24 protein-coding genes are annotated in these 26,993 nt (G+C 69.7%); 15 read left to right on the forward strand and 9 right to left on the reverse strand.

The window, feature by feature from the left end; all coding sequences use genetic code 11:
- The first annotated feature begins 112 nt into the window (after positions 1–112).
- The 5 genes from RR49_RS11815 to hpf all read left to right on the forward strand — a co-directional run bounded on the left by RR49_RS11815 (position 113) and on the right by hpf (position 5,114).
- A complete protein-coding gene (locus RR49_RS11815; RefSeq protein WP_045248284.1) occupies positions 113–1,351 on the forward strand; it encodes an ABC transporter substrate-binding protein in 1,239 nt (412 codons plus the stop codon).
- A gap of 3 nt (positions 1,352–1,354) precedes the next feature.
- Entirely contained in the window at positions 1,355–2,530 is a 1,176-nt protein-coding gene (locus tag RR49_RS11820) for an ABC transporter ATP-binding protein (protein ID WP_045248285.1), read from the forward strand.
- Between the two features lies 1 nt (position 2,531).
- The gene (locus RR49_RS11825; RefSeq protein WP_045248286.1) at positions 2,532–3,452 is read left to right on the forward strand and encodes an ABC transporter permease; all 921 of its coding nucleotides are present in this window, start codon (positions 2,532–2,534) and stop codon (positions 3,450–3,452) included.
- Positions 3,449–4,264, forward strand: a complete 816-nt coding sequence (locus RR49_RS11830; RefSeq protein WP_045248287.1) for an ABC transporter permease — start codon at positions 3,449–3,451, stop codon at positions 4,262–4,264. Before RR49_RS11825 ends, RR49_RS11830 begins: the two co-directional genes overlap by 4 nt.
- A gap of 184 nt (positions 4,265–4,448) precedes the next feature.
- On the forward strand, positions 4,449–5,114 hold the full coding sequence (gene hpf, locus RR49_RS11835) for a ribosome hibernation-promoting factor, HPF/YfiA family (RefSeq protein WP_045248288.1): 666 nt from the start codon (positions 4,449–4,451) through the stop codon (positions 5,112–5,114).
- A gap of 96 nt (positions 5,115–5,210) precedes the next feature.
- Here hpf and RR49_RS11840 read toward each other — a convergent pair whose 3' ends face one another.
- Positions 5,211–6,527 carry a hypothetical protein gene (locus RR49_RS11840; RefSeq protein ID WP_045248289.1) on the reverse strand — a complete coding sequence of 439 codons (1,317 nt, stop codon included), beginning with the start codon at positions 6,525–6,527 and terminating at the stop codon, positions 5,211–5,213.
- 55 nt (positions 6,528–6,582) lie between these two features.
- Positions 6,583–7,191, reverse strand: coding sequence for a PadR family transcriptional regulator (locus RR49_RS11845; protein ID WP_045248290.1), 609 nt, complete (start codon positions 7,189–7,191; stop codon positions 6,583–6,585).
- A 200-nt stretch (positions 7,192–7,391) separates the two neighbouring features.
- On the opposite strand from RR49_RS11845, the gene secA reads away from it, so the two are divergent.
- Together secA and RR49_RS11855 are read left to right on the forward strand one after the other, a co-directional pair.
- Complete coding sequence (gene secA, locus RR49_RS11850; protein WP_045248291.1) at positions 7,392–10,196, forward strand: preprotein translocase subunit SecA; 2,805 nt, start codon at positions 7,392–7,394, stop codon at positions 10,194–10,196.
- Between the two features lie 84 nt (positions 10,197–10,280).
- On the forward strand, positions 10,281–11,507 hold the full coding sequence (locus RR49_RS11855) for a pyridoxal phosphate-dependent aminotransferase (RefSeq protein ID WP_045248292.1): 1,227 nt from the start codon (positions 10,281–10,283) through the stop codon (positions 11,505–11,507).
- Between the two features lie 72 nt (positions 11,508–11,579).
- On the opposite strand, the gene RR49_RS11860 is transcribed toward RR49_RS11855, so the two are convergent.
- Positions 11,580–12,017 carry an Rv3235 family protein gene (locus RR49_RS11860; RefSeq protein ID WP_045248346.1) on the reverse strand — a complete coding sequence of 146 codons (438 nt, stop codon included), beginning with the start codon at positions 12,015–12,017 and terminating at the stop codon, positions 11,580–11,582.
- A gap of 223 nt (positions 12,018–12,240) precedes the next feature.
- Here RR49_RS11860 and RR49_RS15175 point away from each other — a divergent pair, with 223 nt between their 5' ends.
- Complete coding sequence (locus tag RR49_RS15175; protein ID WP_048808921.1) at positions 12,241–12,819, forward strand: hypothetical protein; 579 nt, start codon at positions 12,241–12,243, stop codon at positions 12,817–12,819.
- A 15-nt stretch (positions 12,820–12,834) separates the two neighbouring features.
- On the opposite strand, the gene RR49_RS11870 is transcribed toward RR49_RS15175, so the two are convergent.
- Positions 12,835–13,116, reverse strand: a complete 282-nt coding sequence (locus RR49_RS11870; protein WP_045248348.1) for a hypothetical protein — start codon at positions 13,114–13,116, stop codon at positions 12,835–12,837.
- Positions 13,117–13,218: 102 nt separating this feature from the next.
- Between RR49_RS11870 and RR49_RS15715 the strand changes: the two genes are divergently transcribed.
- Genes RR49_RS15715 through RR49_RS11885 form a run of 3 tightly spaced genes read left to right on the forward strand, consistent with a single transcriptional unit; the run spans position 13,219 to position 16,596 of the window.
- Positions 13,219–13,848, forward strand: coding sequence for an SAF domain-containing protein (locus tag RR49_RS15715; protein ID WP_045248349.1), 630 nt, complete (start codon positions 13,219–13,221; stop codon positions 13,846–13,848).
- On the forward strand, positions 13,845–15,101 hold the full coding sequence (locus RR49_RS11880; protein WP_045248293.1) for a CpaE/TadZ family protein: 1,257 nt from the start codon (positions 13,845–13,847) through the stop codon (positions 15,099–15,101). Before RR49_RS15715 ends, RR49_RS11880 begins: the two co-directional genes overlap by 4 nt.
- A 1-nt stretch (position 15,102) precedes the next feature.
- Entirely contained in the window at positions 15,103–16,596 is a 1,494-nt protein-coding gene (locus RR49_RS11885) for a sensor histidine kinase (protein WP_045248294.1), read from the forward strand.
- Positions 16,597–16,639: 43 nt separating this feature from the next.
- Here RR49_RS11885 and RR49_RS11890 read toward each other — a convergent pair whose 3' ends face one another.
- Entirely contained in the window at positions 16,640–16,888 is a 249-nt protein-coding gene (locus RR49_RS11890) for a WhiB family transcriptional regulator (RefSeq protein WP_019182239.1), read from the reverse strand.
- A 248-nt stretch (positions 16,889–17,136) separates the two neighbouring features.
- Between RR49_RS11890 and RR49_RS11895 the strand changes: the two genes are divergently transcribed.
- Entirely contained in the window at positions 17,137–17,553 is a 417-nt protein-coding gene (locus tag RR49_RS11895; RefSeq protein ID WP_045248295.1) for a hypothetical protein, read from the forward strand.
- A 105-nt stretch (positions 17,554–17,658) separates the two neighbouring features.
- Here the strand turns inward: RR49_RS11895 and bcp are convergent, their stop codons facing one another.
- The 3 genes from bcp to aroA form a co-directional block, all read right to left on the reverse strand.
- Positions 17,659–18,129, reverse strand: a complete 471-nt coding sequence (gene bcp, locus RR49_RS11900) for a thioredoxin-dependent thiol peroxidase (protein WP_045248296.1) — start codon at positions 18,127–18,129, stop codon at positions 17,659–17,661.
- A 66-nt stretch (positions 18,130–18,195) separates the two neighbouring features.
- Positions 18,196–19,239: a ribosome small subunit-dependent GTPase A gene (gene rsgA / locus RR49_RS11905; protein WP_045248297.1), complete on the reverse strand. Its 1,044-nt coding sequence runs from the start codon at positions 19,237–19,239 to the stop codon at positions 18,196–18,198.
- Complete coding sequence (aroA, locus tag RR49_RS11910) at positions 19,236–20,552, reverse strand: 3-phosphoshikimate 1-carboxyvinyltransferase (RefSeq protein WP_045248298.1); 1,317 nt, start codon at positions 20,550–20,552, stop codon at positions 19,236–19,238. Before aroA ends, rsgA begins: the two co-directional genes overlap by 4 nt.
- Positions 20,553–20,669: 117 nt before the next feature.
- On the opposite strand from aroA, the gene RR49_RS11915 reads away from it, so the two are divergent.
- Together RR49_RS11915 and RR49_RS11920 are read left to right on the forward strand one after the other, a co-directional pair.
- A complete protein-coding gene (locus RR49_RS11915) occupies positions 20,670–21,269 on the forward strand; it encodes a sigma-70 family RNA polymerase sigma factor (RefSeq protein WP_235557392.1) in 600 nt (199 codons plus the stop codon).
- Entirely contained in the window at positions 21,266–21,511 is a 246-nt protein-coding gene (locus tag RR49_RS11920; RefSeq protein ID WP_045248300.1) for a zf-HC2 domain-containing protein, read from the forward strand. The genes RR49_RS11915 and RR49_RS11920 overlap by 4 nt, the downstream gene beginning before the upstream one ends.
- 70 nt (positions 21,512–21,581) lie before the next feature.
- Here the strand turns inward: RR49_RS11920 and RR49_RS11925 are convergent, their stop codons facing one another.
- Positions 21,582–25,283, reverse strand: a complete 3,702-nt coding sequence (locus RR49_RS11925) for a multifunctional oxoglutarate decarboxylase/oxoglutarate dehydrogenase thiamine pyrophosphate-binding subunit/dihydrolipoyllysine-residue succinyltransferase subunit (RefSeq protein WP_048808923.1) — start codon at positions 25,281–25,283, stop codon at positions 21,582–21,584.
- 192 nt (positions 25,284–25,475) lie between these two features.
- Between RR49_RS11925 and guaB1 the strand changes: the two genes are divergently transcribed.
- Positions 25,476–26,933, forward strand: a complete 1,458-nt coding sequence (guaB1, locus tag RR49_RS11930) for a GMP reductase (protein WP_045248301.1) — start codon at positions 25,476–25,478, stop codon at positions 26,931–26,933.
- Positions 26,934–26,993: the final 60 nt, after the last annotated feature.

The following is a 26,993-nucleotide window of genomic DNA, read 5'->3' on the forward strand; positions in this document are numbered from 1 at the left end:
CGCGATACATGTGAAATCTATGTTTCAGCCGACGATATCCGTAGTCTTTCGCCACAGTTGCTGACAGGATCGGGAGTCCCGAGAGAGTTCCGCACCGCACAGAGGAGTCATCATGCCCCGAGGTCCGCTGCCCGAAGATCCCACCGTTCGCGCGCTCATCGCGCAGGCGCGTGCGTCCCAACTCACCCGCCGTGGCTTCGTCGCCGGCGTCGGCGGGCTCTCGCTCGCCGCCTTCCTCGCCGCCTGCACCGGGCGCGTCGGCGGCGGCACCGGCGGTGCGTCGCCCAGCCTGACGCCCGCCACCGACATGTCCGACACCGTCAAGCAGCTCACCTGGGCGAACTGGGCGTTCTATCTCGACGAGGACGACAAGGGAGGCTACCCGACCCTCGAGGCCTTCCAGAAGGACACCGGCATCACCGTCAACTACGACGTCGCCGTCGACGACAACAACACGTACTTCGCCAAGGTTCGCGACCAGCTCGCGCTCGGCCAGGGGATCGGCGCGGACACCGTCTGCCTCACCGACTGGATGGCCGGCATCTGGATCCAGTCCGGGTTCACCCAGGCGCTCGACAAGTCGAAGCTCCCGAACGTCAGCGCCAACCTCGCGGCGAGTCTGCAGAACCCCGGATTCGATCCCGGTCGCGCGAACTCCGTGCCGTGGCAGACCGGCTTCGCGGGCGTCGCATGGAACAAGGAGAAGGTGCCCAACGGCATCAAGACCCTCGACGATCTGTGGGACCCGGCGTTGAAGGGGCGCGTCGGCGTGCTCAGCGAGATGCGCGACACGATCGGCCTGATCATGCTCAGCCAGGGCGTCGATCCGTCGAGCTCGAGCTGGGGCGATGACCAGTTCAACAACGCGCTCGACGCCTTCCAGAAGCAGGTGACCGACGGTCAGATCCGCAACATCAAGGGCAACTCCTACGCGGACGACCTGAAGAACGAGGACACCCTCGCCGCCATCGTGTGGTCGGGCGACATCTCGTCGATCAACGCGGAGGTGGGGGACAAGTTCGAGTTCGCTCTGCCCGAGTCGGGCGGCACCCTGTGGGCCGACAACTTCCTCATCCCGATCGGCTCGACTCAGAAGTCGAACGTCGAGAAGCTGATCGACTACTACTACCAGCCCGAGGTCGCCGCCCAGGTCGCCGCCTACGTGCAGTACGTCACTCCGGTGCAGGGTGCCCAGGAGGCCATGGCGCAGGTCGATGCGTCTCTCGTCGACGACCAGCTGATCTTCCCCGACGCGGCGACGCTCTCGAAGGCGCACATCTTCCGTCAGCTCACCAACGCCGAGCAGCAGAAGTACAACGCGGCCTTCGAAGCCGTCGGGCTCGGGGCCTGACCCGTGGCGGCGACGTCCTTCGGCGAGGCCGGGGCCGACCTCGAACTGGTCGGGATCCGCAAGGAGTTCCCCGGGTTCACCGCGATCGAGGAGCTCGACCTCACGATCCCCGCGGGGTCGTTCTTCGCGCTCCTCGGACCTTCAGGGTGCGGAAAGACGACGACCCTTCGGCTCGTGGCCGGGCTCGAGGACCCGAGTGCCGGACGGATCCTCATCGGCGGCGCCGACGTGACCGCGGTGAAGCCGCACAAGCGTCCCGTCAACACGGTGTTCCAGAGTTACGCGCTCTTCCCGCACATGACCGTGCTCGAGAACGTCGCGTTCGGCCTGCGCCGTCGTCGGGTCTCCGATGCGCTCGCCAAGGCGCACGAGGCACTGCGCCTCGTGGAGCTCGACCACGTCGCCGAGCGCAAGCCGAGCCAGCTCTCCGGCGGCCAGCAGCAGCGCGTGGCGCTCGCGCGTGCGGTGGTGAACCGGCCGGCCCTGCTGCTGCTCGATGAGCCGCTCGGCGCGCTCGACCTGAAGCTGCGCCGACAGATGCAGCTCGAGCTGAAGTCGATCCAGGCCGAGGTGGGGCTCACGTTCCTGCACGTGACCCACGATCAGGAGGAGGCCATGACCATGGCCGACACGGTCGCGGTCATGAACAAGGGGCGCATCGAGCAGCTCGGCAGCCCGACCGAGCTCTACGAGCTGCCGCGCACGGGATTCGTGGCCGGCTTCCTCGGCCAGTCGAACCTCATCACCGGCGACGTCGAGTCGACGGCCGGAGGCATCGTGACGGTGCGCACCGCCGGGGGCGTGCTCGCGGTGCCGGCCTCGCGCGCCGTGTCGACCGGCGGGCGCATCACGCTCGGCGTGCGTCCCGAGAAGCTCCTGCTGCACGCGACGGCGCCCGCCGCCGACGCGGATCAGAACGTGCTCGGTCCCGGTCGCATCACGGATGTCTCGTTCACCGGCGTCAGCACCCAGTACCTCGTCGAGGTGCCGGGTGTCGGCACGGTGACCGTCTTCGCGCAGAACCTCGTGTTCGGTGCGGTGTATCCGGTGGGCGTCGAGGTGTGGGTCGCCTGGCACCGGGAGCATACGTTCGGGCTCGACAGCGATGCCCGCGCCGACGCCGCCGAGGGCGACGAGCTGGCGGCCGCGGCATCCGTCTCGTCGGACGAGGCCGCCTGAGATGGCACTGTCCGCACTCGCCCCGGCGGGGGGTGCGACCGCGAAGCCGGTCTCCGCGGCGCGCCGCGGCGGGGTCGTCGCGCTCGCGCTACTGATCCCCGGGCTCGCCTACCTCGCCCTGTTCTTCCTGGTTCCGTTCGTCTCGCTCGTGATGACCTCGTTCGGTGTGAACGACCCGAACGAGTACGGCGTGTTCTCCTACGGCTTCCAGTGGCAGAACTACGTCGACGCGATCAGTTCGTACTGGCCGCAGTTCCTGCGCTCATTCTGGTTCGCGCTGCTCGCGACGGTGTTCGCGCTGCTCATCAGCTACCCGATCGCCTATTTCATCGGAGTGCGGCTGCGCGAGCGCGTGCTGCTTCGCAACCTGCTTCTCGTGTTGGTGATCGCGCCGTTCTTCATCTCGTTCCTCCTGCGCACGCTCGCGTGGAAGCAGATCCTCTCGGACGAGGGCCCGGTCGTCAGTTCTCTTCAGTTCCTCGGCCTCATGGGTTCGCAGGATCACCTCACCGGCACCGCCTTCTCGGTCGTGTTCGGCCTCACCTACAACTTCGTGCCGTTCATGACGCTGCCGCTGTTCGCCTCGCTCGAGCGGCTCGACAAGCGGCTCCTCGAGGCGGGCAGCGATCTGTATGCGAGTCCGGCGACGACGTTCTGGCGGGTCACGTTCCCGCTCACCCTTCCGGGCGTCGTGTCGGGCACCCTGCTGACATTCATCCCGGCTGCCGGCGACTATGTGAACGCAAGCCAGTCGTTCCTCGGCAGCGCGTCGACCTCGATGATCGGAAACGTCATCCAGTCGAACTTCCTCATCACCGTGAACTACCCGCAGGCGGCGGCGCTCAGCATCCTGCTGATGCTGGTGATCGTGGTGATCGTCGGCATCTACGTGCGCCGTTCGGGAACGGAGGACCTGCTGTGAGTGCGTCTGCTCCCACCCGCCGCCGGTTCGGACTCGGCCGTTGGCTGCTGCCCACCTACGTGACCGTCGCGTTCGTCCTGCTCCTGATCCCGATCGTCTACACGTTCGTGTTCTCGTTCAACGACGCGAACCGCTCGAACATCTCGTGGAACGGTTTCACGTTCCGCAACTGGCTGACCGTGTGCGACCAGCCCGACGTCTGCGTCGCGTTCGGCAACACCATCGTGGTGGGTCTGACGGCGACGGTCATCGCGACCATCCTCGGCACGATGATCGCGATCGCCCTGGTGCGCTACCGGTTCCGTGCCCGCTCGGCGATCACGCTGCTGCTGTTCCTGCCGATGGCGACGCCCGAGGTCGTCATGGGTGCAGGACTCGCCGCCCAGTTCCTCACCGCCGGGGTGCCGAAGGGGCTCGGCACCATCATCATCGCCCACGCGATGTTCTGCCTCAGCTTCGTGGTCGTCACGGTGAGGGCGCGCGTGCTCTCGCTCGACCCGGCTCTCGAGGAAGCCGGTCGCGACCTGTACGGATCGCCCAACCAGGTCTTCTGGCGCGTCACCTTCCCACTTCTGCTCCCGGGCATCGTGGCGGCGGCGCTGCTGAGCTTCAGCCTCAGCTTCGACGACTTCATCATCACGTACTTCACCTCAGGCAGCACCCAGACGTTCCCGATCTTCATCTACGTCGCCGCCCAGCGCGGGTTGCCGCCGCAGGCGAACGTGATCGCGTCCTCGGTGTTCCTGCTGGCGATCGCGGCGGTCTTCATCTACCAGGCCATCGCTTGGCGCAGAGCGAAGAAGAGCGCGTGAGAATCGGATGCCGCGGGGCTGGGGCCGCGGCATCCGACAACCTTTCCTCGCCCTGGGCGTCGCATTCTGAACACATGCGAAACGCGGGGTGACAAGTCCGCGACCTCGGACTACCGTGGGGGCACCAAGAAGGTGACGGCCGGTCCGCCCCTTTCCGGGCGGGCCCGGAACTAGGAGGTCAAAGATGGACACCAGCATCGTCGGCGTGGGCGGGGGAATCACGGACCGCTTCCGTACTGTCGTCGACGACAAGGCCCCCCGCATCGAGAATCTCGCGCCCCGCGCGCAGCGGCTCGACGTCAAGGTCACCAACCGTCCCTCGCACGGCGGGCGCGGCGAGCACTCCACGGTGGAACTCACCCTCACCGGCAAGGGACCGATCGTGCGGGCGGAGGCCGTCGACGATGACAAGTTCGCGGCGCTCGAGGTCGCTGTCGACAAGCTGTGCGAACAGGTGCGGCGTGCCAAGCAGAAGCGGGTCGACTCGCGAAATCATCCGCGGGGCGCGACGTTCGACAAGGGAACGGGCGCGCTCGAGGGCATCGATGTCGAGCCGGCGTCCGTCGAGGTGCTGCGCGCCGTCGCGACGGGGGAGATCCCGGTGGTGGGCGAGGACGCGGCCGATGACGAGTATTCGCCCGTGGTCATCCGCACGAAGCTGTTCGATGCCGAATGGATGACCGTCGAGGAGGCCGTCGACCGCATGGAGCTCGTCGGGCATGACTTCTTCCTGTTCGTCGATGCCCGCACCGACCACCCGAGCGTCGTCTACCGCCGCAAGGGCTGGGACTACGGTGTCATCTCGCTCGGCACGCAGGCTGCTCCCGGCGCGGAGCGGCTCGCATCCTGAGCGCCTATCCGACGACGATGCCCGGGCCGAGAGGTCCGGGCATCGTCGCGTGCGGGGTCCGGCGCGAGGCGAGCGCCGAGCGGGCGCGGTGAGATGTCAGTCGAAGATGTCGCCGATGAGCCCGCCGATGACGAGTCCGCCGAGGATGCCGCCGACCGCGTCGCCCATGCCGCCGCCGCGTCCGCCGCGGCCTCCCCAGCCGCCTCCCCAGTCGTTGCCTCGCGAGTTGTCGATGTCGCGCTGCGCGAGGGCGAGCGCCTCGCTCGCGAGCTGCGCGGTGCGGCGCGCGTGCCGCAGCGCCGGCTCACGCGACTCCTCGTCGGAGGGAAGCGCATCGATTTCGGCACGGGTGCGCTCGGCCTCGGCGAGGCGCGTGCGGGCGTCGGGGCCGATGTAGCCGCGGTGCGACGAGATGACGTTCGCGGCGACCGCGAGCTGCCGGTCGGCGTCGTCGATCGCGTGGCGTACGAGGTCGGGAGAGGGGAGCGGATTCGCGGCACGGGCCTGCGCTTTCGCGATGACATCGTCGAGCGCCGTGTTCGCCTCGCGGAGTCGGGTGAGCTCGCGGAACGGGTCGGTCTTCGTCCCCGTCGGCGGGAGCGCCGAGAGCGCGGCTTCGAGCGCCGAGGTCGCCGCGGCCACCTCGGGGGTCGCGGGTGCGTTCCGGGCGCGCACGATGTCGCCGCGCGAGTCGGCGATCACGTCGGCGAGCGTCGACTCGGCGCGCAGCGCCTCGATCTCGAAATCGTCCACGCCGTCGAGCAGCGACTGCGCGCGGCGCACCGACTCGGTCGCGGCCTCGAGCGCGAGGTTCGCCTCCTCGGCGTTGCCCGCGGCGCGGCGGCGGGAGGAGACATCCGCGCTGTGCAGGGCGAAGTCGAGCACTTGGGATGCCTCGTCGGGGGCGCCCTGCACCTGTGCGAGCGCGCTCGGGGCGTACCGCGCCGCGAGGCGTTCGACGCTGTCGCGCGCGCCGGGGATGCGGGAGCGCAGAGTCTCGGCCGAGGTTCGCACTCCCGCGAGCACCTCGGGGGCGCGCCGTACCCGTTCGACCGCGTCGCTGAGGGCGGCGGTGCGCTCGTCGAGCAGGTCGTCGGCCCACGCGCACAGCTGCACGATGCGCGCATTGCGCGTGCGCAGTTCTTCGACGGTGTCGGGGATCTCGTCGTGGTTGAGCTGGTTCAGGTGGAACGCCTCGCCGAGATGCGTCCGCACGGCGCCGAGCGCGTCGCGCAGCCCCTGGGTCGCGGCCGGTCCCAACTCGGCCTCCGCGAACTCCAGTTCCTCGGTCGTCACGCGGATGCGCTCGTCGACATCGACGAGCGCGCGGCCCGCCTGATGCGACAGTTCGGCGTCCTGGGCGGCAGTCGCCGCATCCTGCTCGCGCTTGCGTCGTCCCCAGAAACCTGCCATTCCTCGATCCTATGGGCGGGTGCGCGGCGCCCCTCTGGGTGTTCGCCGAGGGCGGTCAGGCGATCGCTGTGGCCTTCGGCGGCCGTCCGCGTCGCGGCGGTTCGGTCTCGAGGGCGAGTTCGAGCGCGCGGGGAGGATGCTGCGTGAGCCGGCCCTCCGCGTGGTCGAGCCAGCGCACCTCCGCCTCGGCCTGGAAGATGAGCGCATCCGCGACGAGCAGCCACGCCAGCTCTTCACCGCTCGGGTCGCCGTCGCTGCGCTCGCCGCTGCGCTGTGCGCGCCGCAGCTCCTGCAGGTGCGCCAGCGACGCCCGCCGCTGTGTCTGCACGATGGCGGTGACGTCGACACCGGGGAGGGTCGCGGCGAGCGCGAGTTTGATGGGCAGTTCGTCGCGCGTGCCGGTGGCGCGCGCGACGGGCGCGGCGAGCCAGTCGCGCGCCTCCGTGCGGCCGGCGTCGGTGATCGCGTAGAACACGTGCCCGTGCGCGTCGGTATCGCCTTTGGCGACGAGGCCGTCGCGTTCCAGGCGTTCGAGCGTGTTGTAGATCTGACCGACGTTCAGGGGGGATGTCCCGCCGGTGCGGCGGTCGAACTCCGCGCGCAGCTGGTAGCCGTAGCAGGCTCCCTGGTCGAGGATCGCGAGCAGACTCTGACGCACCGACATCCGGGCCACCTTTCTGATTTCCCCGTATGTAATTGCTGAGTATATACATGCCGGGAATGCAGAGATCGGATGCCGCGCCCCCGAGTGCCCTCACCCAGCCCCCTTCAAAGTCACGGGTCTATAACATGGGGACGTATGCCCGGACGCGGTGAGCGTTCGGGCCGGCGCGTGCGCCGCACCCGACCAGATGGAGATGTTCCGTGGCCAATCCTCTTGAGAAGCTGCTCCGCGCCGGCGAGGGCCGTGTGCTGCGGAGACTCCAGCAGGTGGCGAAAGCCGTGAACGCGCTCGAAGACGAGTACGCCCAGCTCACCGACGACGAGCTGCGCGAGGAGACCGCCGACTTCCGCGGACGCTATGCGCAGGGCGAGACGCTCGACAAGCTCATGCCGGAGGCGTTCGCCGCCGTGCGCGAAGCCGCCCGGCGCACCCTCGGTCAGCGTCCCTACGACGTGCAGATCATGGGCGGCGCGGCACTCCATCTCGGCAACATCGCCGAGATGAAGACCGGTGAGGGCAAGACTCTGACGGCGACCTTCGCTGCGTACCTCAACGCGATCGCCGGTGAGGGTGTCCATGTCGTGACCGTCAACGACTTCCTCGCGTCGTATCAGTCCGAGCTCATGGGTCGCGTCTACCGCGCGCTCGGCATGACCACCGGCACGATCGTCTCGGGTCAGACGCCGGAGGTGCGCCGCCAGCAGTACGAGGCGGACATCACCTACGGAACGAACAACGAGTTCGGCTTCGACTACCTGCGTGACAACATGGCGTGGCAGAAGGAGGATCTCGTGCAGCGAGGTCACTTCTTCGCGGTCGTCGACGAGGTCGACTCGATCCTCATCGACGAGGCGCGAACCCCGCTCATCATCTCGGGCCCCTCGTCGGGCGAGGCGAACCGATGGTTCGGCGAGTTCGCGAAGGTCGTGCGCACCCTCGAGTCGGGCGTCGACTACGAAGTCGATGAGAAGAAGCGCACCGTGGGTGTGCTCGAGCCCGGCATCGAGAAGGTCGAGGACTATCTCGGCATCGACAACCTCTACGAGTCGGCGAACACCCCCCTCATCTCGTTCCTCAACAACGCGATCAAGGCGCTCGCCCTCTTCAAGCGTGACGCGGACTACGTCGTCATGAACGACGAGGTCATGATCGTCGACGAGCACACCGGCCGCATCCTCGTGGGACGTCGCTACAACGAGGGCATCCACCAGGCCATCGAGGCGAAGGAGGGGGTGCCGGTCAAGGCCGAGAACCAGACCCTTGCGACCGTCACCCTGCAGAACTACTTCCGCCTCTACGCCAAGCTCGCGGGCATGACCGGTACCGCCGAGACCGAAGCGGCCGAGTTCATGTCGACCTACGACCTCGGCGTCGTCCCGATCCCCACGAACAAGCCGATGATCCGTCAGGACAAGCCCGACCTCGTCTACAAGAACGAGCAGGCCAAGTTCGCCCAGGTCGTCGAAGACATCGCTGAGCGGCACGCCGCAGGGCAGCCGGTTCTCGTGGGCACCGTGAGCGTCGAGAAGAGTGAGTACCTGTCGCGCCTCCTCGCCAAGAAGGGCGTGCGCCACGAGGTGCTCAACGCGAAGAATCACGCTCGCGAGGCCGAGATCGTGGCCCGCGCCGGTCGCCTCGGGGCGGTCACTGTCGCCACCAACATGGCCGGCCGCGGCACCGACATCATGCTGGGCGGGAACGCAGAGTTCCTCGCCGTGCAGCAGATGAAGGAGAAGGGCCTCGACCCGGTCGAGACCCCAGAGGCCTACGAGGCCGAGTGGGAGGGCGTCTACACCGCGGTGCGCGACGTCGTCGCCGGCGAGGCCGAGAAGGTCATCGAGGCGGGCGGACTGTACGTCCTCGGCACCGAGCGGCACGAGTCCCGTCGCATCGACAACCAGCTGCGCGGTCGCTCGGGTCGTCAGGGTGACCCGGGCGAGAGCCGCTTCTACCTCTCGCTCACCGACGACCTGATGCGTCTGTTCCAGTCCGGCGCGGCCGAGGCGATCCTCGCGCGCACGAACTTCCCCGACGACGTCGCGATCGAGTCGGGCATGGTGTCGCGCGCGATCAAGAGCGCCCAGGCACAGGTCGAGGCCCGTAACGCCGAGATGCGCAAGAACGTGCTCAAATACGACGACGTTCTCAACCGCCAGCGCGAGGCCATCTACGCCGACCGCCGGCACATGCTCGAGGGCGACAACATCGCCGACCGGGTGCAGAAGTTCCTCGACGACGCAGTCGGCGCGATCGTCGACGACCACACGTCGCGTGGGCACACGGAGGCATGGGACTTCGATGCGCTGTGGACCGAACTCAAGACCATCTACCCCGTGAGCGTCACGATCGACGAGGTCGTCGCCGAGGCGGGGGAGAAGGGACGCATCACGGCGGAGGGGCTCAAGCGCGAGCTGCGCAGTGACGCGGTCATCGCCTACCAGAAGCGCGAGGGCACTCTCGGCTCGTCGGCGATGCGGGAGCTCGAGCGTCGAGTCGTGCTGCAGGTGCTCGACCGCCGCTGGCGCGACCACCTCTACGAGATGGACTACCTCAAGGAGGGCATCGGACTGCGCGCGATGGCGCAGCGTGACCCGCTCATCGAGTACCAGCGCGAGGGCTTCGAGATGTTCCAGTCGATGATGGGACAGATCAAGGAGGAGTCGATCGGGTTCCTCTTCAACCTCGAGGTCGAGGTGCGACGCCAGGACGAGCAGACCGAGGTCGCGGCGAAGGGTCTTGACACCCCGGCGCTCGAGGGCCAGCGTCTCGAGTACTCCGCTCCCACCGAGGACGGCGACATCGAGGTGCGCAACGACCGCGGTCAGGTGCAGAAGGCGGCGACCGGGCGCGCGCGCGACCGTGCCGCGGCATCTGCTCCGGCCCAGGCCCCCGCACCCGCCGCCGAGGCGCCGCGCGGTGCGTTCGGTCAGCGGGTCGCCCCCGAGCAGCAGACGCCGGCGCCGCAGAACCGCGCCCAGCGTCGCGCGGCCGATCGCAACAAGTAGCCCGGCGCCCCCCGACGCGATCGACCCCCGGTGCAGGCCACCGGGGGTCGATTGGCTTGTCGGGGTCGGGTCTATCCTGAACCGGTGAGCCCGCTTCGCCCCCTCGATCAGTCCCGCAAACTCAAGGATGTCCTCTACGAGATCCGTGGTCAGGCTCTCGTCGAGGCCGACCGGCTCGAGGCCGACGGCCACCGCATCCTGAAGCTGAACACGGGCAACCCGGCCACGTTCGGCTTCGAGGCGCCGTACCAGATCGTGCGCGACATGATCGAGGCCGTACCGCACGCCCACGGCTACTCCGAGAGCCGCGGCATCCTGTCCGCCCGCCGCGCCATCGTCTCGCGCTACGAGCAGGTGCCGGGGTTCCCGCACGTCGATCCCGACGACGTCTATCTCGGCAACGGGGTCTCCGAGCTGATCACCATGACGATGCAGGCGCTGCTCGACGAGGGCGACGAGGTGCTCATCCCGAGCCCCGACTACCCGCTGTGGACGGCGATGACGAGCCTCGGCGGCGGCTCACCCGTGCACTACCGCTGCGACGAGCAGAACGGCTGGCAGCCCGACATCGACGACATCCGCGCGAAGGTCACGCCACGCACGAAGGCGATCGTCGTCATCAATCCGAACAACCCCACGGGTGCGGTCTACTCGCCCGAGCTGCTCACCCAGATCGTCGAGGTCGCCCGTGAGCACTCCCTCCTGCTGCTGGCCGACGAGATCTACGACCGCATCCTTTTCGACGATGCGGTGCACACGCCGCTCGCGACTCTTGCCCCCGATCTGCTCTGCCTGACGTTCAACGGCCTCTCCAAGACCTACCGTGTCGCCGGTTACCGCTCGGGCTGGCTCGTGATCACCGGTCCCACCTCCCACGCAGCGGGCTTCCTCGAGGGCATCACGCTGCTCGCCTCCACCCGGCTGTGCCCGAACGTCCCCGCGCAGTATGCCGTGCAGGCGGCGTTGTCCGGAGTGCAGTCGATCGACGCGCTGATCGCCCCGGCGGGGCGGCTCCACGAGCAGAGGGATGCCGCGTGGCAGGCGCTCGAGTCGATCCCCGGCGTGAGCTGCGTGAAGCCGGCCGGTGCGCTCTACGCGTTCCCGCGCCTCGATCCCGAGGTGCACGAGATCCACGACGACGCGAAGTTCGTCTACGACTTCCTCGTCGCCGAGCACGTGCTGCTCGTGCAGGGCACGGGATTCAACTGGCCCGACCCTGACCACTTCCGCATTGTGACGCTTCCGGAGACACGCGTGCTGGTCGAGGCGATCGAGCGGCTCGGCAACTTCCTCTCGTCGTACCGCCAGTGATGGCGCGGCGCCCTCGGGGCCGGCGATGGCCGAGCCGGGGCGCCGCGGAAGAGCGACGAGGGTGAGCGTCGTTCAGAGGAGCGCGAGCGACGTCGCACGCCAGCGGTGGTCGACGCCTTCGAGTCGAAGGGCGATCGCCCGGGTGCGGGCGGGGCCTCGCACGATCACGACGCCCTCGACGACGCCGTCGGCAGGGCTCGACTGGTGCACGCGGATGATGTTGTGCACGGGGCGGCTCGGCGCGACGCCGCGGGCGCTGCGGGCGCGGGCGGCCAGGTTGGCGCGGGTCAGCAGCTTGCGGTAGGCGTCTTCGGTGAGCCAGCGCGCGAGTTGCTCGACGTCGCGCACTCCCGCGAACACTTCGAGCACTCCGACCGACAGGTTGTGCAGGATCGGCTCCGGCGCCGGCAGCTCGGCGGCGCTCGTGGGGCGTGGGGCGAAGTCGTCGCCCGCGTCGACGCGGCCTGCCGGGGGAGCGGCGCGTCGTGCGCCGGTGAAGGTGATCGCCATCTCGACCTCGCTCATGAAACGGGGGTAACTGCTGGTCGATTTCAGTTGAGCACAGGCGATTCATAGAGTGGATGAGAGTGCTCTCATGTGGCGCCCCTGTCGATGAGAGTCCTCTCATAGAAGCCGTCGTGGGCGCGTCCGGCGCTGCTGCGCGCACGTGTCGGGGCGACTCGACTGTGGATGCCGCGGCCTTCCCGGCGCCCGCGGCCGCTAGCGTGCGCGGGTGACCTGGGACCCGTTCCTCTCCGAGCTCGAGCTGCAGTTCGCCGCGCAGGCGCAGGCCGAGCGCCGTCTCGCGGCCACGGAGACCGAGCGCGTCCGGATCGCCGGGCTCGCCCTCACCGACCGACTCTCCGCTCTCGCGGAGGTGCGCGCCGCGGTAGCGCTTTGGGTGGCGGGTGCGGCGCCGGTGCGGGGCCGCCTCGTGCTCGCCGGCCCCGATTGGGCGGCGATCGAGGACGAGTCATCCGCTCTCTCGCTCGTCGCGGTCGGGGCGATCGTCCGCATCGACCTGCCGGCTGTGACCATCGCCGACAGCGTGCGCGAGATCAGCGCCCCCCGACCCCTCCGCGCCCGGATGGGCCTTGCATGGATGCTGCGTGAGCTCGGCCGCCGCCGGGTGGGGGTGCGGGTCTGGGATGTCGACGGGAACATCGTCACCGGAACGATCGATCGCGTCGGCACGGACCATCTCGACCTCGCCGTGCACGACGCCGGTCAGTCTCGCCGCGAGGCGGTGGGCGACATCCGTGTCGTCCCTCTGGTGCGACTCGCGCGGGTCGTCGGCGACCTCGACCTCTGACGATGGCCGACCGACTCAGTCGGGGTTGCGTACCCGCCCGCTGCCCCACAGCTCCGGGAAGCTCGCCGCGTTCGACTCCCGCCACAGCGCCATGCGGCGGGACTCCTCGGCGCGGTCGTCGAGGTAGTCGGTGACGCTGTCCTCCTCCACACGCCACTGCGCCGGAACCCCGACGCGCGTGCCCCGCAGTTGCCCGTCGATGACCAGAGCGATCACCTCGTCGACGCTGAGTGACAGCGCCGACGCGACCTGTGCGGGGGCGATCAGACGCGCCCCAGGTCGGGCAGACTCGGGCATGAGCACCATTATCCGCGTCGCCGGCGCCGGCCGGGCCGTCCGCTCGCGCGCACTGTGGAAAACGGATGTCGCGCCCCGCCGGCCTGCGTGACCATGGTGCGCATGCCGACCGACCGATCTGCTAGAGGCCCGCGCCGCACAGCGCGCATCGACCTTCGCCTCGTGCTCGGCATCGCTCTCGTGCTCGCCTCGGTGGCCGGCGTCTGGGGAGTCATCGCCGCGACGCGGCAGTCGACGACCGTGCTCGTCGCGGCCCGGACGATCCTCCCGGGCGAGGCCGTCGGCGCCGACGCCACGACGACGGCGGAGGTCGTGCTCGGCAGCGGTGTCGATGCCTACGTCCTCGCCGACACCCTCGCCGCCGACGCTGTCGCGACGCGCACGATCGAGGTCGGCGAGCTCGTGCATCGCACCGCCGTCGGCGCACCCGAGCGCGCCACAGCGACGACGGTCGTGCTGCGCGCCGCGGGAGACCTGCCGGGCGAGGTGCGCGTGGGATCGACGGTGGATGTCTGGGCCGCACCCGCGATCGAGGGCGGCGGCTACGACACTCCGCGCATCCTGGTCGCGGGAGCGATCGTGGTGGCGCTGCCCGCTTCCGACGCGGTGGTATCCCGCCAGGGGTCGGCCGTCGAGGTCTCGGTGCCACGGGCGGATCTCGTCGATGTGCTCGCCGCGACAGCCAACGACGCGCGGGTCACGGTGGTTCCGGCGTCGGGCGGTGCGCCGTGAACGTCGTTCTCGCGCTCTCCGAGCCCCGGGCGCAGTCTCTGGCCGCCGACCTCCGCCGGGAGGGGGTGACGGTGATCGCCGTCGTCGCTCCCGGTGCGCTCGACCACACGGCGCGCCGGCTCGGTCAGGGCGTCGGCGATGATCCTGTCGCCGAGCTGCTCGGGGTCGCCGACGCGCTCGTGCTCGACGGCGACCGTCGAACGCTCACCCGGCCCGCGGTCGACCTCGCCGATCGGTTCGGCGTGCGCATCCTTCCCCTCGGCCGCGGGGTCGCCCTCGCGCGACTGTGCGCTTCGTACGGGCTGAGAGAGCCGCTGCCCGCGGACGTCGACGCGGAGGAGGTCGTCGCCGCGCTCGCCGCAACGCCTGCTCTTCCCGCGGCTGCGAGCGCGATACATCCCGTGATCGCCGTCTGGGGGCCCGCGGGAGCCCCCGGTCGCACCACAGTGGCCATCGAGGTGGCCGCCGAGCTCGCGCGGGGCCACCGTCGGGTCGCGCTCGTCGACGCCGATGCGCACGCACCGAGTGTCGCCGTTGCGCTGGGGCTCCCTGTCGACGGCCCGGGTCTCGCCGCCGCCTGTCGTCAGCACGACCAAGGCGGCGTCGACGCGGCCGAGCTCGAACGCGTCGCGATCGCCGTCGATGTCCCCGACGGCGAGGTCGACGTGCTCGTGGGCATCAACCGTGTCGCACGCTGGCCCGAGCTCGCCGCGCCCCGCGTCACCGGGGTGCTCGCCGCGTGCCGCACCTGGGCCGACGCGACCGTCGTCGACATCGCGGCGCCACTCGAGCGTGACGAGGAGATCGTCAGCGACGTCATCGACGGACCGAGACGCAACCAGGCCGCCCTCGCCGTGCTCGCCGGCGCCGACGCCGTCGTGGCGGTCTGCGCAGCAGACCCGGTCGGCGTCTCGCGGTTCGTCGCCGCCTACGATCAGCTGCACGAGAGCGTGGGCGCCGCACCCATCGTGGTGGTCGCGAACCGTGTCCGCAGCGGCGTGATCGGCGTCGACGCCCGGGGGCAGGTGCGCTCCACGCTCGAGCGCTATCTCGGCATCCGTGACCTCGCCTTCCTGCCCGACGACCGCCGTGCCGCCGATCGGGCGCTGCTGCTCGCGCGGCCGGTCGCCGCGACATCGCCCCGTTCGGCCCTCGTCCAGGCCGTGCGACGCGCTGTCGGTGCGCGCCTCGCGCCGTGGGTCGCCCTTCACGCACCCCACCGGGAGGAGGCGGCCGGGGCCGTAGGCTGGTGAGGTGTCGACCCTCAGCGATCTGGTCACGGCCCATGGCGTCCACGACGCCGCCGATATCGAGTGGCTTCATCGCCTCGCCGGAGACGGGCAGCTGCTCGCCGACCTGGCATTCGCCGACATCGTGATCTGGGTGCCCACGGAAGACGACTCCTTCATCGCGGTCGCCCACACTCGGCCGAGCTCGGCAGCGACGCTCTTCTACCGTGACATCGTCGGTGACCGGGTGCGGCCGCAGTGGCGCACGCAGATCCGTGACGCGTTCGCCGAGGCCCGGATCGTCGACTCCGCGTCACCGGACTGGTTCGAGGAGACTCCCACGCGCGTGCGTGCGGTGCCGATCGTGCGCGGCACAACGGCCGCCGGTGCCGCGCCGCGCGTGATCGGCGTGCTCACCCGGCACACCAACCTCGGCGAGGCCCGTACGCCCTCGCGTCAGCAGATCACCTTCAACGACTGTGCGGACGATCTGTTCGGGATGGTCGCGTGGGGGGAGTTCCCCGACCTCAGCGCACCCACCTCGCCGCGTCGAGGCGCACCGCGCGCTCCCGACGGGCTCATCCGGATCGACGTCGACGGCGTCACGACCTTTGCGAGCCCCAACGCCCTCTCCGCGTTCAACCGCATGGGCTTCGACGACGAGCTCGAAGGCGAGTCGCTCGTCGAGGTCGTCACCCAGATCCTGCCGGCGAAGCGGCAGTTCGACGAGAGCCTGCCCGTCGTCGTGACGGGTCGGGCGCCGTGGCGCACCGACATCGAGGCGCGAGGGGTGACGGTCTCACTCCGTGCGATCCCGCTCCGCGACCACGGCGTGCGCATCGGCGCGATCGTGCTGTGCCGCGACGTCACCGAGATGCGTCACCAGGAGCAGGAGCTCATCACGAAGGATGCGACCATCCGCGAGATCCATCACCGGGTGAAGAACAACCTGCAGACGGTCGCCTCACTGCTGCGCATCCAGGCGCGACGCACGTACTCCGACGAGGCGCGCGAGGCGCTCAGCCACGCGACTCGCCGCGTCGCCGCCATCGCGGTCGTGCACGACACGCTGTCGGAGGGTCTCGCGCAGAACGTCGACTTCGACGATGTCTTCCACCGTGTGCTCAAGCTCGTCGCCGAAGTGGCAGCGGCCCCCAACACCCGCGCGCGCACGAAGACGACAGGATCCTTCGGGCGCCTGCCGAGCGAGTACGCGACGCCGCTCGCTCTGGCGCTCACCGAACTCGTCACGAACGCCGTCGAGCACGGTCTCGCCGACCGTGAGGAGGGCGAGGTGGAGATCCGCGCGGATCGCACCGACGAGCGACTCGAAGTGCGCGTCCGCGACACTGGAGTCGGTCTGCCCGAGGGTCAGGTCGGACGCGGGCTCGGCACGCAGATCGTGCGCACCCTCATCCAGGGCGAGCTCGGCGGCACGATCGACTGGCACACCCTCATGGGCAGCGGCACCGAGGTGACCATCGACATCCCGCTGCGCTACATCGAACGGGACGTCTGAGCAGAGCGGATGCCGCGGCATCCGCTCTGTCGCGAGCGCGCGGTCAGGAAGCGCGACGGGCGCGGGCGGCGCGGCGCTTCAGCGCACGACGCTCGTCCTCGCTCAGGCCGCCCCAGACGCCGGAGTCCTGGCCGCTCTCGAGGGCGTACTGCAGGCAGATCTCGGTGACGGTGCACCGCGCGCACACGGACTTGGCCTTCTCGATCTGGTCGACGGCGGGTCCGGTGTTGCCGACCGGGAAGAAGAGCTCGGGGTCGACCGTCAGGCACGCGGCTTTGTCACGCCAATCCATACTGTGTTGCTCCTATGACAGCGGGGGAGGAAGTTCGGGTGGGTTCCGCAGGGCCGAATCGAGTCCGTTACCCTGAGTGTTGTGCGAGATCTGTCTCGCCCCACGCCGCTGTGGGATCACACAAAGGTCTATCGTTCCACAACGGTTGAGCCTGATCAAGGGTTTCCCGACTCTCATACGCGATCGTGTCCGAGTCGAGACGCGCGCGATGGTGCGGATCCGACCGTCAGGAACATTCAGGAGGATGCATGCGCCCGCAGCCGTTCGCCGTCGCCGCGGGGGTGCTGGTGTGTCTCGAAGCGGTCGCTCTGCTCGCTCTCGCAGGGTGGCAGATCAGTGCGCTGATCGGTGGTGACGCGGACTCGCTGACGAGCTCGATCGCGCTTCTCGTGCTCATCGTGCTGGGCGCAGTCGCGGTCGCCGCGTTCGGGGTCGCGACGTGGGTTGATCGATCGTGGGGGCGCTCCGGTGCGATCGTCACCCAGCTCCTCGTCGTCGCCGTCGCGCTCGGCGCGGCCACGGGCACGTTCGCGCATCCGATCGTCGGCGTCGAGATCGGCATCCCGGCCGCGATCGTGTTCGTGGTCGTCGTGCTCGCCGCCCGCGAGTCGGCGCGGCGCCGGCGTGAGCTCGATGTCGAATCCGACGAGTCGCCGCGCCGCTGACGCCTGACCTCGCGTGCTGTCGGCGCGGCGCGGCGCGGTGCGGGCGTCACGGCGCAGCGCGCCATCGTCGCTCTGCGCCGCGAGGGGCGTGCGGTCCCGCGGCGCTCAGGCCGCGAGACCGAGGAGCCCGCGCAGGCGCGCGACGTGTCCGGTCGCCTTGACGTTGTAGAGCGCGTGGGTCAGGTGCCCGTCGGGACCGACGACGAACGTCGAGCGCAGCACGCCCTCGACGACCTTGCCGTAGTTCATCTTCTCGCCCCAGGCCCCGTACGCGTCGTGGACGGCGTGGTCGGGGTCGCTCAGCAGCGGGAAGGTCAGCCCGTCGCGCTCGGCGAACTCGGCGAGCTTCGCAACGCTGTCCCGTGATACGCCGAGCACCTCGATGCCAGCGCCCTGCAGAGACGACAGGCTGTCGCGGAAGTCGCAGGCCTGCGTCGTGCAGCCGGGCGTCATGGCGGCAGGGTAGAAGTACACGACGACGGTGCGTCCACGGAAATCGCTCAGCGAGACGGGCCGGTCGTTCTGGTCCTGGAGCGTGAAATCGGGGGCGGCGTCGCCGGGCTGCAGCTGGGTCATGCCCACAGCCTACGGGCGTCGGATGCCGCGCGGCGCCGGGGTGCGGCATCCGGTGTCTTCGTACCGTCAGCGGTCGGAGAAGGTCTCGAGCAGGCGCTGCAGGGAGTCCAGGCGGGCCGCTCCGGACTCGCCGAGGCGCCCGTCGGCGACGGCCTCGATGATGGCGCAGTCGGGTGCATCGGGAAGGTGGGTGCAGCCGCGCGGGCAGTCCGCCGCGATCTCGGCGAGATCGGTGAACGCCTGCAGGATGTGGGCCGGATCCACGTGTCCGAGGCCGAAGGAACGCACTCCCGGGGTGTCGATCACCCAGCCGCGGCCGTCGTCGCCGGCGTAGCGGAGCGAGACGGTGGAGCTCGAGGTGTGTCGTCCGCGGCCCGTGACGTCGTTCACGTGACCCGTCGCGCGCTGCGCCGACGGCACGAGGGCGTTCACGAGCGTGGATTTGCCCACGCCGGAGTGCCCCACGAACACCGTGCTGGAACCGACGAGTTCGCGTCCGATGGCGGCGACCGGCAGATCGTCGCGGGCACTCGTGAACACCGTGAGGTCGAGCCCCTCGAAATGGGCGAGGAAGTCCGTCGGGTCGGACAGGTCGGTCTTCGTGACCACGAGCAGCGGACGGATGCCCGCGTCGAGGGCTGCGACCAGATACCGGTCGACCAGACGCGGGCGCGGCTCGGGATCAGCGGCGGCGACAACGACGACCATCTGGTCGGCGTTGGCGACGATCACCCGCTCGACCTGATCGGTGTCGTCGGCGCTGCGGCGCAGGAGCGTCGTGCGCGGTTCGATGCCGACGATGCGCGACAGGGTGCCCCCATCACCGCTCACATCTCCGACGACGCGGGCTCGGTCGCCCGTCACGATCGGTTGCGAGCGCAATTCGCGCGCACGGGCGGCGAGGGCCTCGTGCTCGGTCGGCCCGTCCTCATCGATCAGCACGGTGTAGCGCCCACGGTCCACACCCAGCACGCGGGCGATCACCGCATCCGCGTGCGCGGGGCGTCGCTTCGTGCGCGGCCGGTTGCCCTTGGGGTTCGGCCGCACCCGCACGTCGCTCTCGTCGAAGGCGGGCTCGTCATCGTCATCGATGTCGTCGAGCCAGCTCACGGGCGCTCCGTCGTGAGCATGTCCGCCCACAGGTCGACGAACTGGGGGAGGGTCTTGGCCGTGGCTCCGATGTCGTCGACCTCGACACCGTCGACGACGAGGCCCAGCAGTGCGCCGGTCGTCGCGAGGCGGTGATCGTGGAACGCCCGCCAGAGTCCGCCGTGCGCGGCGCCGGGGTGCACCTCGATGCCGTCGGGACGCTCGTAGGCCGTCACCCCGATCGCGGCGAGGTTCGCCACGAGCGCGGCGAGACGGTCGGTCTCGTGCCCGCGCAGGTGTCCGATCCCGCGGAACCGCGACGGCGACGAGGCGAGCGCCGCGATGCCGACGAGTGTGGGGGCGAGCTCGCCCACCGCGCTCAGATCGAGGTCGGCGCCGTCGACCGTGCCCGTTCCCGTGACGGTCAGGGCGTCATCCGCGATCGTGGCGGTGGCGCCGAACGCCGCCAGAAGCTCGGGCAGCAGGTGCCCGGGCTGAGTGGATGCCTCCGGCCACCCCGTGACCGTCACCTCGCCGCCGGTCACGACCGCGGCCGCGAGGAAGGGGGCCGCGTTGGAGAGATCGGGTTCGATCGCGACATCCATCGCTCTGATCGGCCCGGGAGCGACGACCCACTCGCCCTCTCGCGGGGAGGAGCTCTCGACGCCGCGGTGACGCAGCGACGCGAGCGTCATCTCGATGTGGGGGAGGCTCGGCACACGCTCGCCCCGGTGCACGAGGTGCAGGCCCTCATCGAATCGGGCGGCCGACAGCAGCAGACCCGAGACGAACTGGCTCGACGCGCTCGCATCGATCTCGAGCCGGCCGCCTCGCACCGAGCCGGTGCCGTGCACCGTGAAGGGAAGGGCCCCTGTTCCGCCGTCGTCGACGGTGAGGCCGAGGGAGCGCAGCGCCTCGATCAGGGGACCCATGGGGCGGTGCAGTGCGCTGTGATGCGCCGTGAGGTGCACGGCACCCTCTGCGAGGCCGGCCACGGGTGCGATGAAGCGCATGACGGTGCCGGCCTGACCGCAATCGATCGAGCCGCCGTGGAGCCGGGCGGGGGTGATGCGCAGATCGTCGCCGAACCGGCCCGAGCCGGGCACGCTGGCGACTCCGACGCCGAGCGCCGCGATCGCATCGATCATGCGCGCGGAGTCGTCGGACGGGAGCGGCGCCGTGACGAGCGCGGGGCCGTCAGCGAGCGCCGCCAGCACGAGCTCGCGGTTCGTGAGCGATTTGGAACCCGGCACGCTCACGGTCGCCGTCACCGGCCGACCGGCCGCGGGCGCAGGCCACGGCGGTGACGCTGGGGAATAGCTGGGCGCGCTCATCGGTTTCTAGCCTACTGAACGCCTCGCATCGGTCCCGGGGCGCAAGGAGGATGCATGCTCGCGATGCTCGAGCGCACGACGGGTGCGCCGGAAGCCGCCGACGTAGACTTTGCGCTGATGACCGAGCAGGCGACGACCACCGAGGAAGCGCGCACCCAATTCGAGGAGCAGGCGCTGCCGTTCATGGACCAGCTGTACGCGGCGGCGATGCGGATGACGCGCAACCCTGCGGACGCGGCCGATCTCGTGCAGGAGACCTTCGTGAAGGCGTTCGCCTCGTGGGCGACGTTCACGCAGGGAACCAACCTCAAGGCGTGGCTCTACCGCATCCTGACCAACAGCTACATCAACACGTACCGGAAGAAGCAGCGCGAGCCCTATCAGGGCACGATCGACGAACTCGAGGACTGGCAGCTCGGCGGCGCGGAGTCGACGACCGCGACGAGCTCCCGCTCGGCGGAGGCCGAGGCCATCGACCGGATGCCGGCATCCGTCGTCAAAGAGGCGCTGCAGTCGATCCCGGAGGACTTCCGCCTGGCCGTGTATCTGGCCGATGTGGAGGGGTTCGCGTATCAGGAGATCGCGGACATCATGAAGACGCCGATCGGCACGGTCATGAGCCGCCTGCATCGTGGCAGGCGCATGCTGCGCGACCTGTTGGCCGACTATGCACAGGAGCGGGGCATCGGCTCCGCGGCACCGGGAGTGGGGAAATGAGCGATTGCGGCTGCGACAAAGCGCGGCGTGACCTGGAGGAGTACCTCCGCAACGAGGTGTGCAGCACCGAGCACGCCGACATCCGGCAGCACCTCGAGAACTGCCCTGCCTGCTCCGACGAGGCGCTGGTGGCCCGCACCCTGACGGACGTCGTCGCCCGCGCATGCCGCGAGTCGGCCCCGGAGGAGTTGCGCGACCTCGTGCTGACGCAGCTGCGCGCGGCCCAGGCGACACACCACTGACAAACGACGAAGCCCGCGGATGCTGCACCTCAGGGTGCGTCCGCGGGCTTCGTCGTTCGTGACGGCCTTCTCAGAGAGTCAGGGCCTTCTCGATGAGCTTGGCCTGCTCGACCGCGTGCACCTTGGCGGATCCGGCAGCGGGGGACGCCGCGGCGGCACGGGTGACGGAGCGGATCGTGCGTCCGTGCAGGTGCTTCACGACCTCCAGGGCGATGAACGGCCAGGCGCCCTGGTTCTCCGGCTCCTCCTGCACCCACACCAGCTGGGCGTTCGGGTAGCTGTCGATGATCGCGTTGAGCTCGGACACCGGCGTCGGGTAGAACTGCTCGACGCGCACCAGCGCGATCTCCGGGTTCGGGTTCTTCTCGAGCTCCGACCGCAGATCCCAGTGCACCTTGCCGGAGTGCAGCAGCACACGCTTCACGGCGGACTTGTCGATCGCGCGGTCGTCGTCGAGCACCGGCTCGAACCGACCCGATGTGAAGTCCGCCACCGGGCTCACCGCGTCGCGCAGACGCAGCATCGCCTTGGGGGTGAACACGACGAGGGGGCGACGCGGACGGGCGTAGGCCTGTCGACGCAACAGATGGAAGTACGACGCAGGCGTCGAGGGGCGGGCGACCGTCATGTTGTCCTGTGCGCACAGCTGCAGGAAGCGTTCGATGCGTGCCGACGAGTGGTCGGGACCGGCGCCCTCGTAACCGTGGGGGAGCAGCAGCACAACGCTCGACTGCTGGCCCCACTTCTGGTCGGCCGCCGAGAGGTACTCGTCGATGACCGACTGCGCTCCGTTCGCGAAATCGCCGAACTGGGCCTCCCAGAGCACGAGCGCGTCGGGACGTTCGACCGAGTAGCCGTACTCGAAGCCCATCGCCGCGTACTCGCTGAGCAGCGAGTCGTAGATCCAGAGACGTCCCTGGTTCTCCGACAGGTTGGCGAGGGGGTACCACTCCTGGCCGTTGCTGCGGTCGTGGAACATCGCGTGGCGCTGCACGAACGTGCCGCGGCGCGAGTCCTGGCCGGCGAGGCGCACCGGGGTGCCCTCCATGAGCACCGAGCCGAAGGCGAGGAGCTCGCCGAAGGCCCAGTCGATGCCGCCGTTGCGGCTCATGTCGGCGCGCTTGTCGAGAAGCTGCTGGAGCTTGGCGTGCACGGTGAAGCCGTCGGGCTTGTTCACGAACGCGTTGCCGATGGCCTGCACGACGTCGACCGAGACACCCGTGGTGTCGGGCTCGCCGACGGCCGGCTCGACGAGCGCGGTGGTCGACACGATGCCCTGTGCGCCGGTCTGGGCGGCGTGCGTCTCGGCGAAGGCGATCTCCAGGCGGTCCTGGAAGTCCCGCTTGGCCTGCTCGTACTCGTCCTCGGTGATGTCGCCGCGGCCGACGAGTGCCTCCGTGTAGAGGCGACGCACCGAGCGCTTCGCCTCGATGAGGTTCGTCATGAGGGGCTGGGTCATCGAGGGGTCGTCGCCCTCGTTGTGGCCGCGTCGGCGGTAGCAGACGATGTCGATGACGATGTCGCGGTGGAACGTCTGGCGGTACTCGACGGCCAGCTCGGCCACGCGCACGACCGCCTCGGGGTCGTCGCCGTTCACGTGGAGGATCGGGGCCTGGATGGTCTTGGCGACGTCGGTCGCGTACACCGAGGTGCGTCCGTCGACGGGGAGCGTGGTGAAGCCGACCTGGTTGTTGACGACCACGTGGACCGTGCCGCCCGTGCGGTACCCGCGCAGCTGCGACATCTGCAGCGTCTCGACGACGACGCCCTGGCCCGCGAAGGCCGCGTCGCCGTGCACGAGGATCGGGAGCCACGCGAACGAGCCGATGGGTCCGCGGTCCTGCTTGGCGCGCACGATGCCCTCGAGCACGCCGTCGACGGTCTCGAGGTGCGAGGGGTTCGCGGCCAGATAGACGGGGAGCTCGTGGCCCTCGTCGGAGACGAAGGTGCCCTCCGTGCCGAGGTGGTACTTGACGTCGCCCGAGCCGAGCTTGTTGCCGGGGAGCGACGTGCCCTCGAACTCGCGGAACACCTGGCCATAGGTCTTGCCGGCGATGTTGGTCAGCACGTTGAGTCGGCCGCGGTGGGCCATGCCGATCGCGGCGCCCTCGAGGCCGGCGGCGGCCGCACCGTGCAGCACCCGGTCGAGCAGCGGGATCAGCGACTCGCCGCCCTCGAGGCTGAAGCGCTTCTGGCCGACGTACTTGGTCTGCAGGAAGGTCTCGAAGGCTTCGGCCTCGTTGAGCTTCGAGAGGATGCGCAGCTGCTCGTCGTGGCCGGGCTTCTGGTACTTGACCTCGCAGTTGTCCTGGAACCACTTGCGCTGGGCCGGGTCCTGGATGTGCATGTACTCGATGCCGATGGTGCGGCAGTACGAGTCGCGGAGGACCCCGAGGATGTCCCGGAGCTTGAGCGTGCGCTTCCCGCCGAAGCCGCCGGTCACGAACTCGCGGTCGAGATCCCAGAAGGAGAGCCCGTGCGATTCGATCTCGAGGTCGGGATGCGTGCGCTGCACGTACTCCAGCGGGTCGATGTCGGCCATGAGGTGTCCGCGCACGCGGAACGCGTTGATGAGCTCCTGCACGCGGGCCGTCTTGTCGACGCGCTCGGACAGGTCGACGTTGATGTCGGCGTTCCAGTGGATCGGGCTGTAGGGGATGCGCAGTGCCGCGAAGATGCTCTCGTAGAACCCGCGCTGCCCGATGAGCAGCTCGTGCACCTTCTTGAGGAACTCGCCGGACCCGGCGCCCTGGATGACGCGGTGGTCGTAGGTGCTGGTGAGCGTGATCGTCTTGCCGATCGCCAGTTCAGAGAGCGTCTTCTCGCTCGCGCCCTGGAACTCCGCCGGGTACTCGAGGGCGCCGGCGCCGATGATCGCACCCTGGCCCTTCATCAGGCGCGGCACCGAGTGCACGGTGCCGATGCCGCCCGGGTTGGTGAGCGAGATCGTGGTTCCCTGGAAGTCGGCGGCGGTCAGCTTGTTGTCGCGCGCGCGCTTGACCAGGTCCTCATAGGCGACGAGGTACTCGTTGAAGCTCAGGGTGTCGGCGCGCTTGATGCTCGGCACCATGAGCGCTCGCGTGCCGTCGGGCTTGGGCAGGTCGATCGCGATGCCGAGGCCGATGTGCGCGGGAGCGACGACGGCGGGCTTGCCGTCGACCTCGGCGTAGAAGACGTTCTGGCTCGGGAACTCCTTGAGCGCCTGGATCAGGGCCCAGCCGATCACATGGGTGAAGCTCACCTTGCCGCCGCGGGTGCGGGCCATGTGGTTGTTGATGACGATGCGGTTGTCGATCATCAGCTTGGCCGGGACGGTGCGCACGCTCGTTGCGGTCGGAACGGACAGCGAGTCGTCCATGTTCGACGCGAGGGTCTTCGTCATGCCCTTGAGGACGGTGACCTTGTCCTCCTCGGCCGACTCGGTCGGAGCCTGCGTCTTCACGTCGGGCGCCTGAGCCGGGATCGGCTGCGGCGCCGCCGGCTTCGTCGTCGTTCGCGCGACGGGCGCGGCTCCCACGACCGGGATCGGCGCGGTGACGGGCTTCGGCTCGGCCGGCGCTGCGGCGGCCGGCGGGGCCGCGGGCGCGGCGGGGGGCGCGGCACCCGTCGACGTCGTCAACGTCGAATGGTAGGTCTCGAGGACGGGCCACCACGCCTTGTCCACGGAGTTCTTGTCGACCTTGAACTGCTCGTAGAGCTCTTCGACGAGCCACTCGTTGGCCCCGAACTCTCCGTCGTTCGACAGCCCGACGCCGGTCACCTGGCTCGACACGTTCGATCGCCCGCTTTCGTGAGATTGCGAATTTTCCGCGGGCCATCGTGGCCTGCGCGCACGGGTGTCAAGCGTAGCCCAGTCCGGAGCCGCCTGCCCCGGGATCGCGCGGCTGGAGCGGAAGAATCTCTGTTCATTTCCTATGAGGAAGACTCGGCCGATCCTGTCGCGGCGCTCAGTACCGTTGGGGGTATGGAGTTCTCGGGTGAGCGTCCCCTCGTCGATCTGACCTATTCGGATGTGTTCCTCGTGCCGCGCCGGTCGGCGATCACGAGCCGTCTCGACGTCGATCTGTCGCCGCACGACGGCACATCGGCGACCATCCCCCTGGTCGCATCGAACATGAACTCGGTGACCGGTCCGCGCCTCGCCGCCACCCTCGCGCGCCGCGGGGGTCTGGGCGTGCTGCCGCAGGACCTCGCCCTGCAGCGGGTCGACGATGCGATCCGCTGGGTGAAGGCACAGCCGGTGCTGTGGGACAGTCCGCGCATCCTGCCGCCGTCGGCGACCGTGGCCGACGCCCTTCGGGAGCTCCCCGCCGTCGCCGGCCACGGCATCGTGGTGGCGGATGCCGCGGGCCCCGCGCCGACCATCGACGAGATCGCGGGGGTGGTGCCGGCCACGCGGCTCGCGACGGCGCTGCCCGACGCGCAGCTGGGGGACCTCGCCCGCGGCCGGCCCGTCGCGATCGACGCCGACGACGTGACCGATGCCCGCCACGCGTTCGACCTGGCCGCCGAGCTCGACGCCGAGACGATCTGCGTGCTGCACCACGGCGTACTCGTCGGCACCGTCACCGCGCGCAGCGCCCTGCGCGGAACGCTCTACCGGCCTGCGCTCGATGCTGACGGTCGCCTCGTCGTGGCCGCCGCGGTCGGCATCAACGGCGACGTCGCCGCGAAGGCGCGCGCGCTCGCCGAGGCGGGCGTGGACGTGCTCGTGCTCGACACCGCGCACGGGCACCAGGAGGGGATGCTCCGCGCTCTTCAGACCGTGTCGGGCCTGGGCCTCGGCCTGCCGATCGTCGCCGGCAACATCGTGAGCGCCGACGGGGTGCGCGACCTCGTCGGGGCGGGCGCCACGATCCTGAAGGTCGGCGTGGGCCCGGGCGCGATGTGCACCACCCGCATGATGACCGCCGTCGGACGCCCGCAGTTCTCCGCCGTGCTCGAGACCGCCGAGGCGGCCCGCGCCCACGGCGCCCACGTCTGGGCCGACGGTGGCGTGCGCTACCCGCGCGACGTCGCGCTGGCGCTGGCGGCGGGCGCGGCATCCGTCATGATCGGCTCGTGGTTCGCGGGCACGCTCGAAGCCCCCGGCACCGTCGAGACCGACGCTGCCGGTCGCGTCTACAAGGAGTCGTGGGGGATGGCCTCGACGAAGGCCGTGCAGGAGCGCTTCGGTCGCCTCGATGCCTACGAGCGCGCCCGCAAGGAGCTGTTCGCCGAGGGCATCTCGTCATCGCGCATCTACATCGACCCGCTGCGCCCGGGCGTCGAGGATCTCGTCGACATGATCACCGCGGGCGTGCGGTCCTCGTTCACCTACGCCGGCGCCGGCTCGGTGCCGCTGTTCCACGAGCGCGCGCTCGTCGGCCTGCAGTCGGCCGCCGGGTACGAGGAGGGCAAGGCGCTGCCGGTCAGCTGGTGAGAGAGCGGATGCCGCGGCATCCGCCCCACCCCGGAAACTGGCAATCCGCCGGGCTCGCCG

It is taken from the genome of Microbacterium ginsengisoli (assembly GCF_000956535.1).
In the GTDB taxonomy this organism is placed as follows: domain Bacteria; phylum Actinomycetota; class Actinomycetes; order Actinomycetales; family Microbacteriaceae; genus Microbacterium; species Microbacterium ginsengisoli.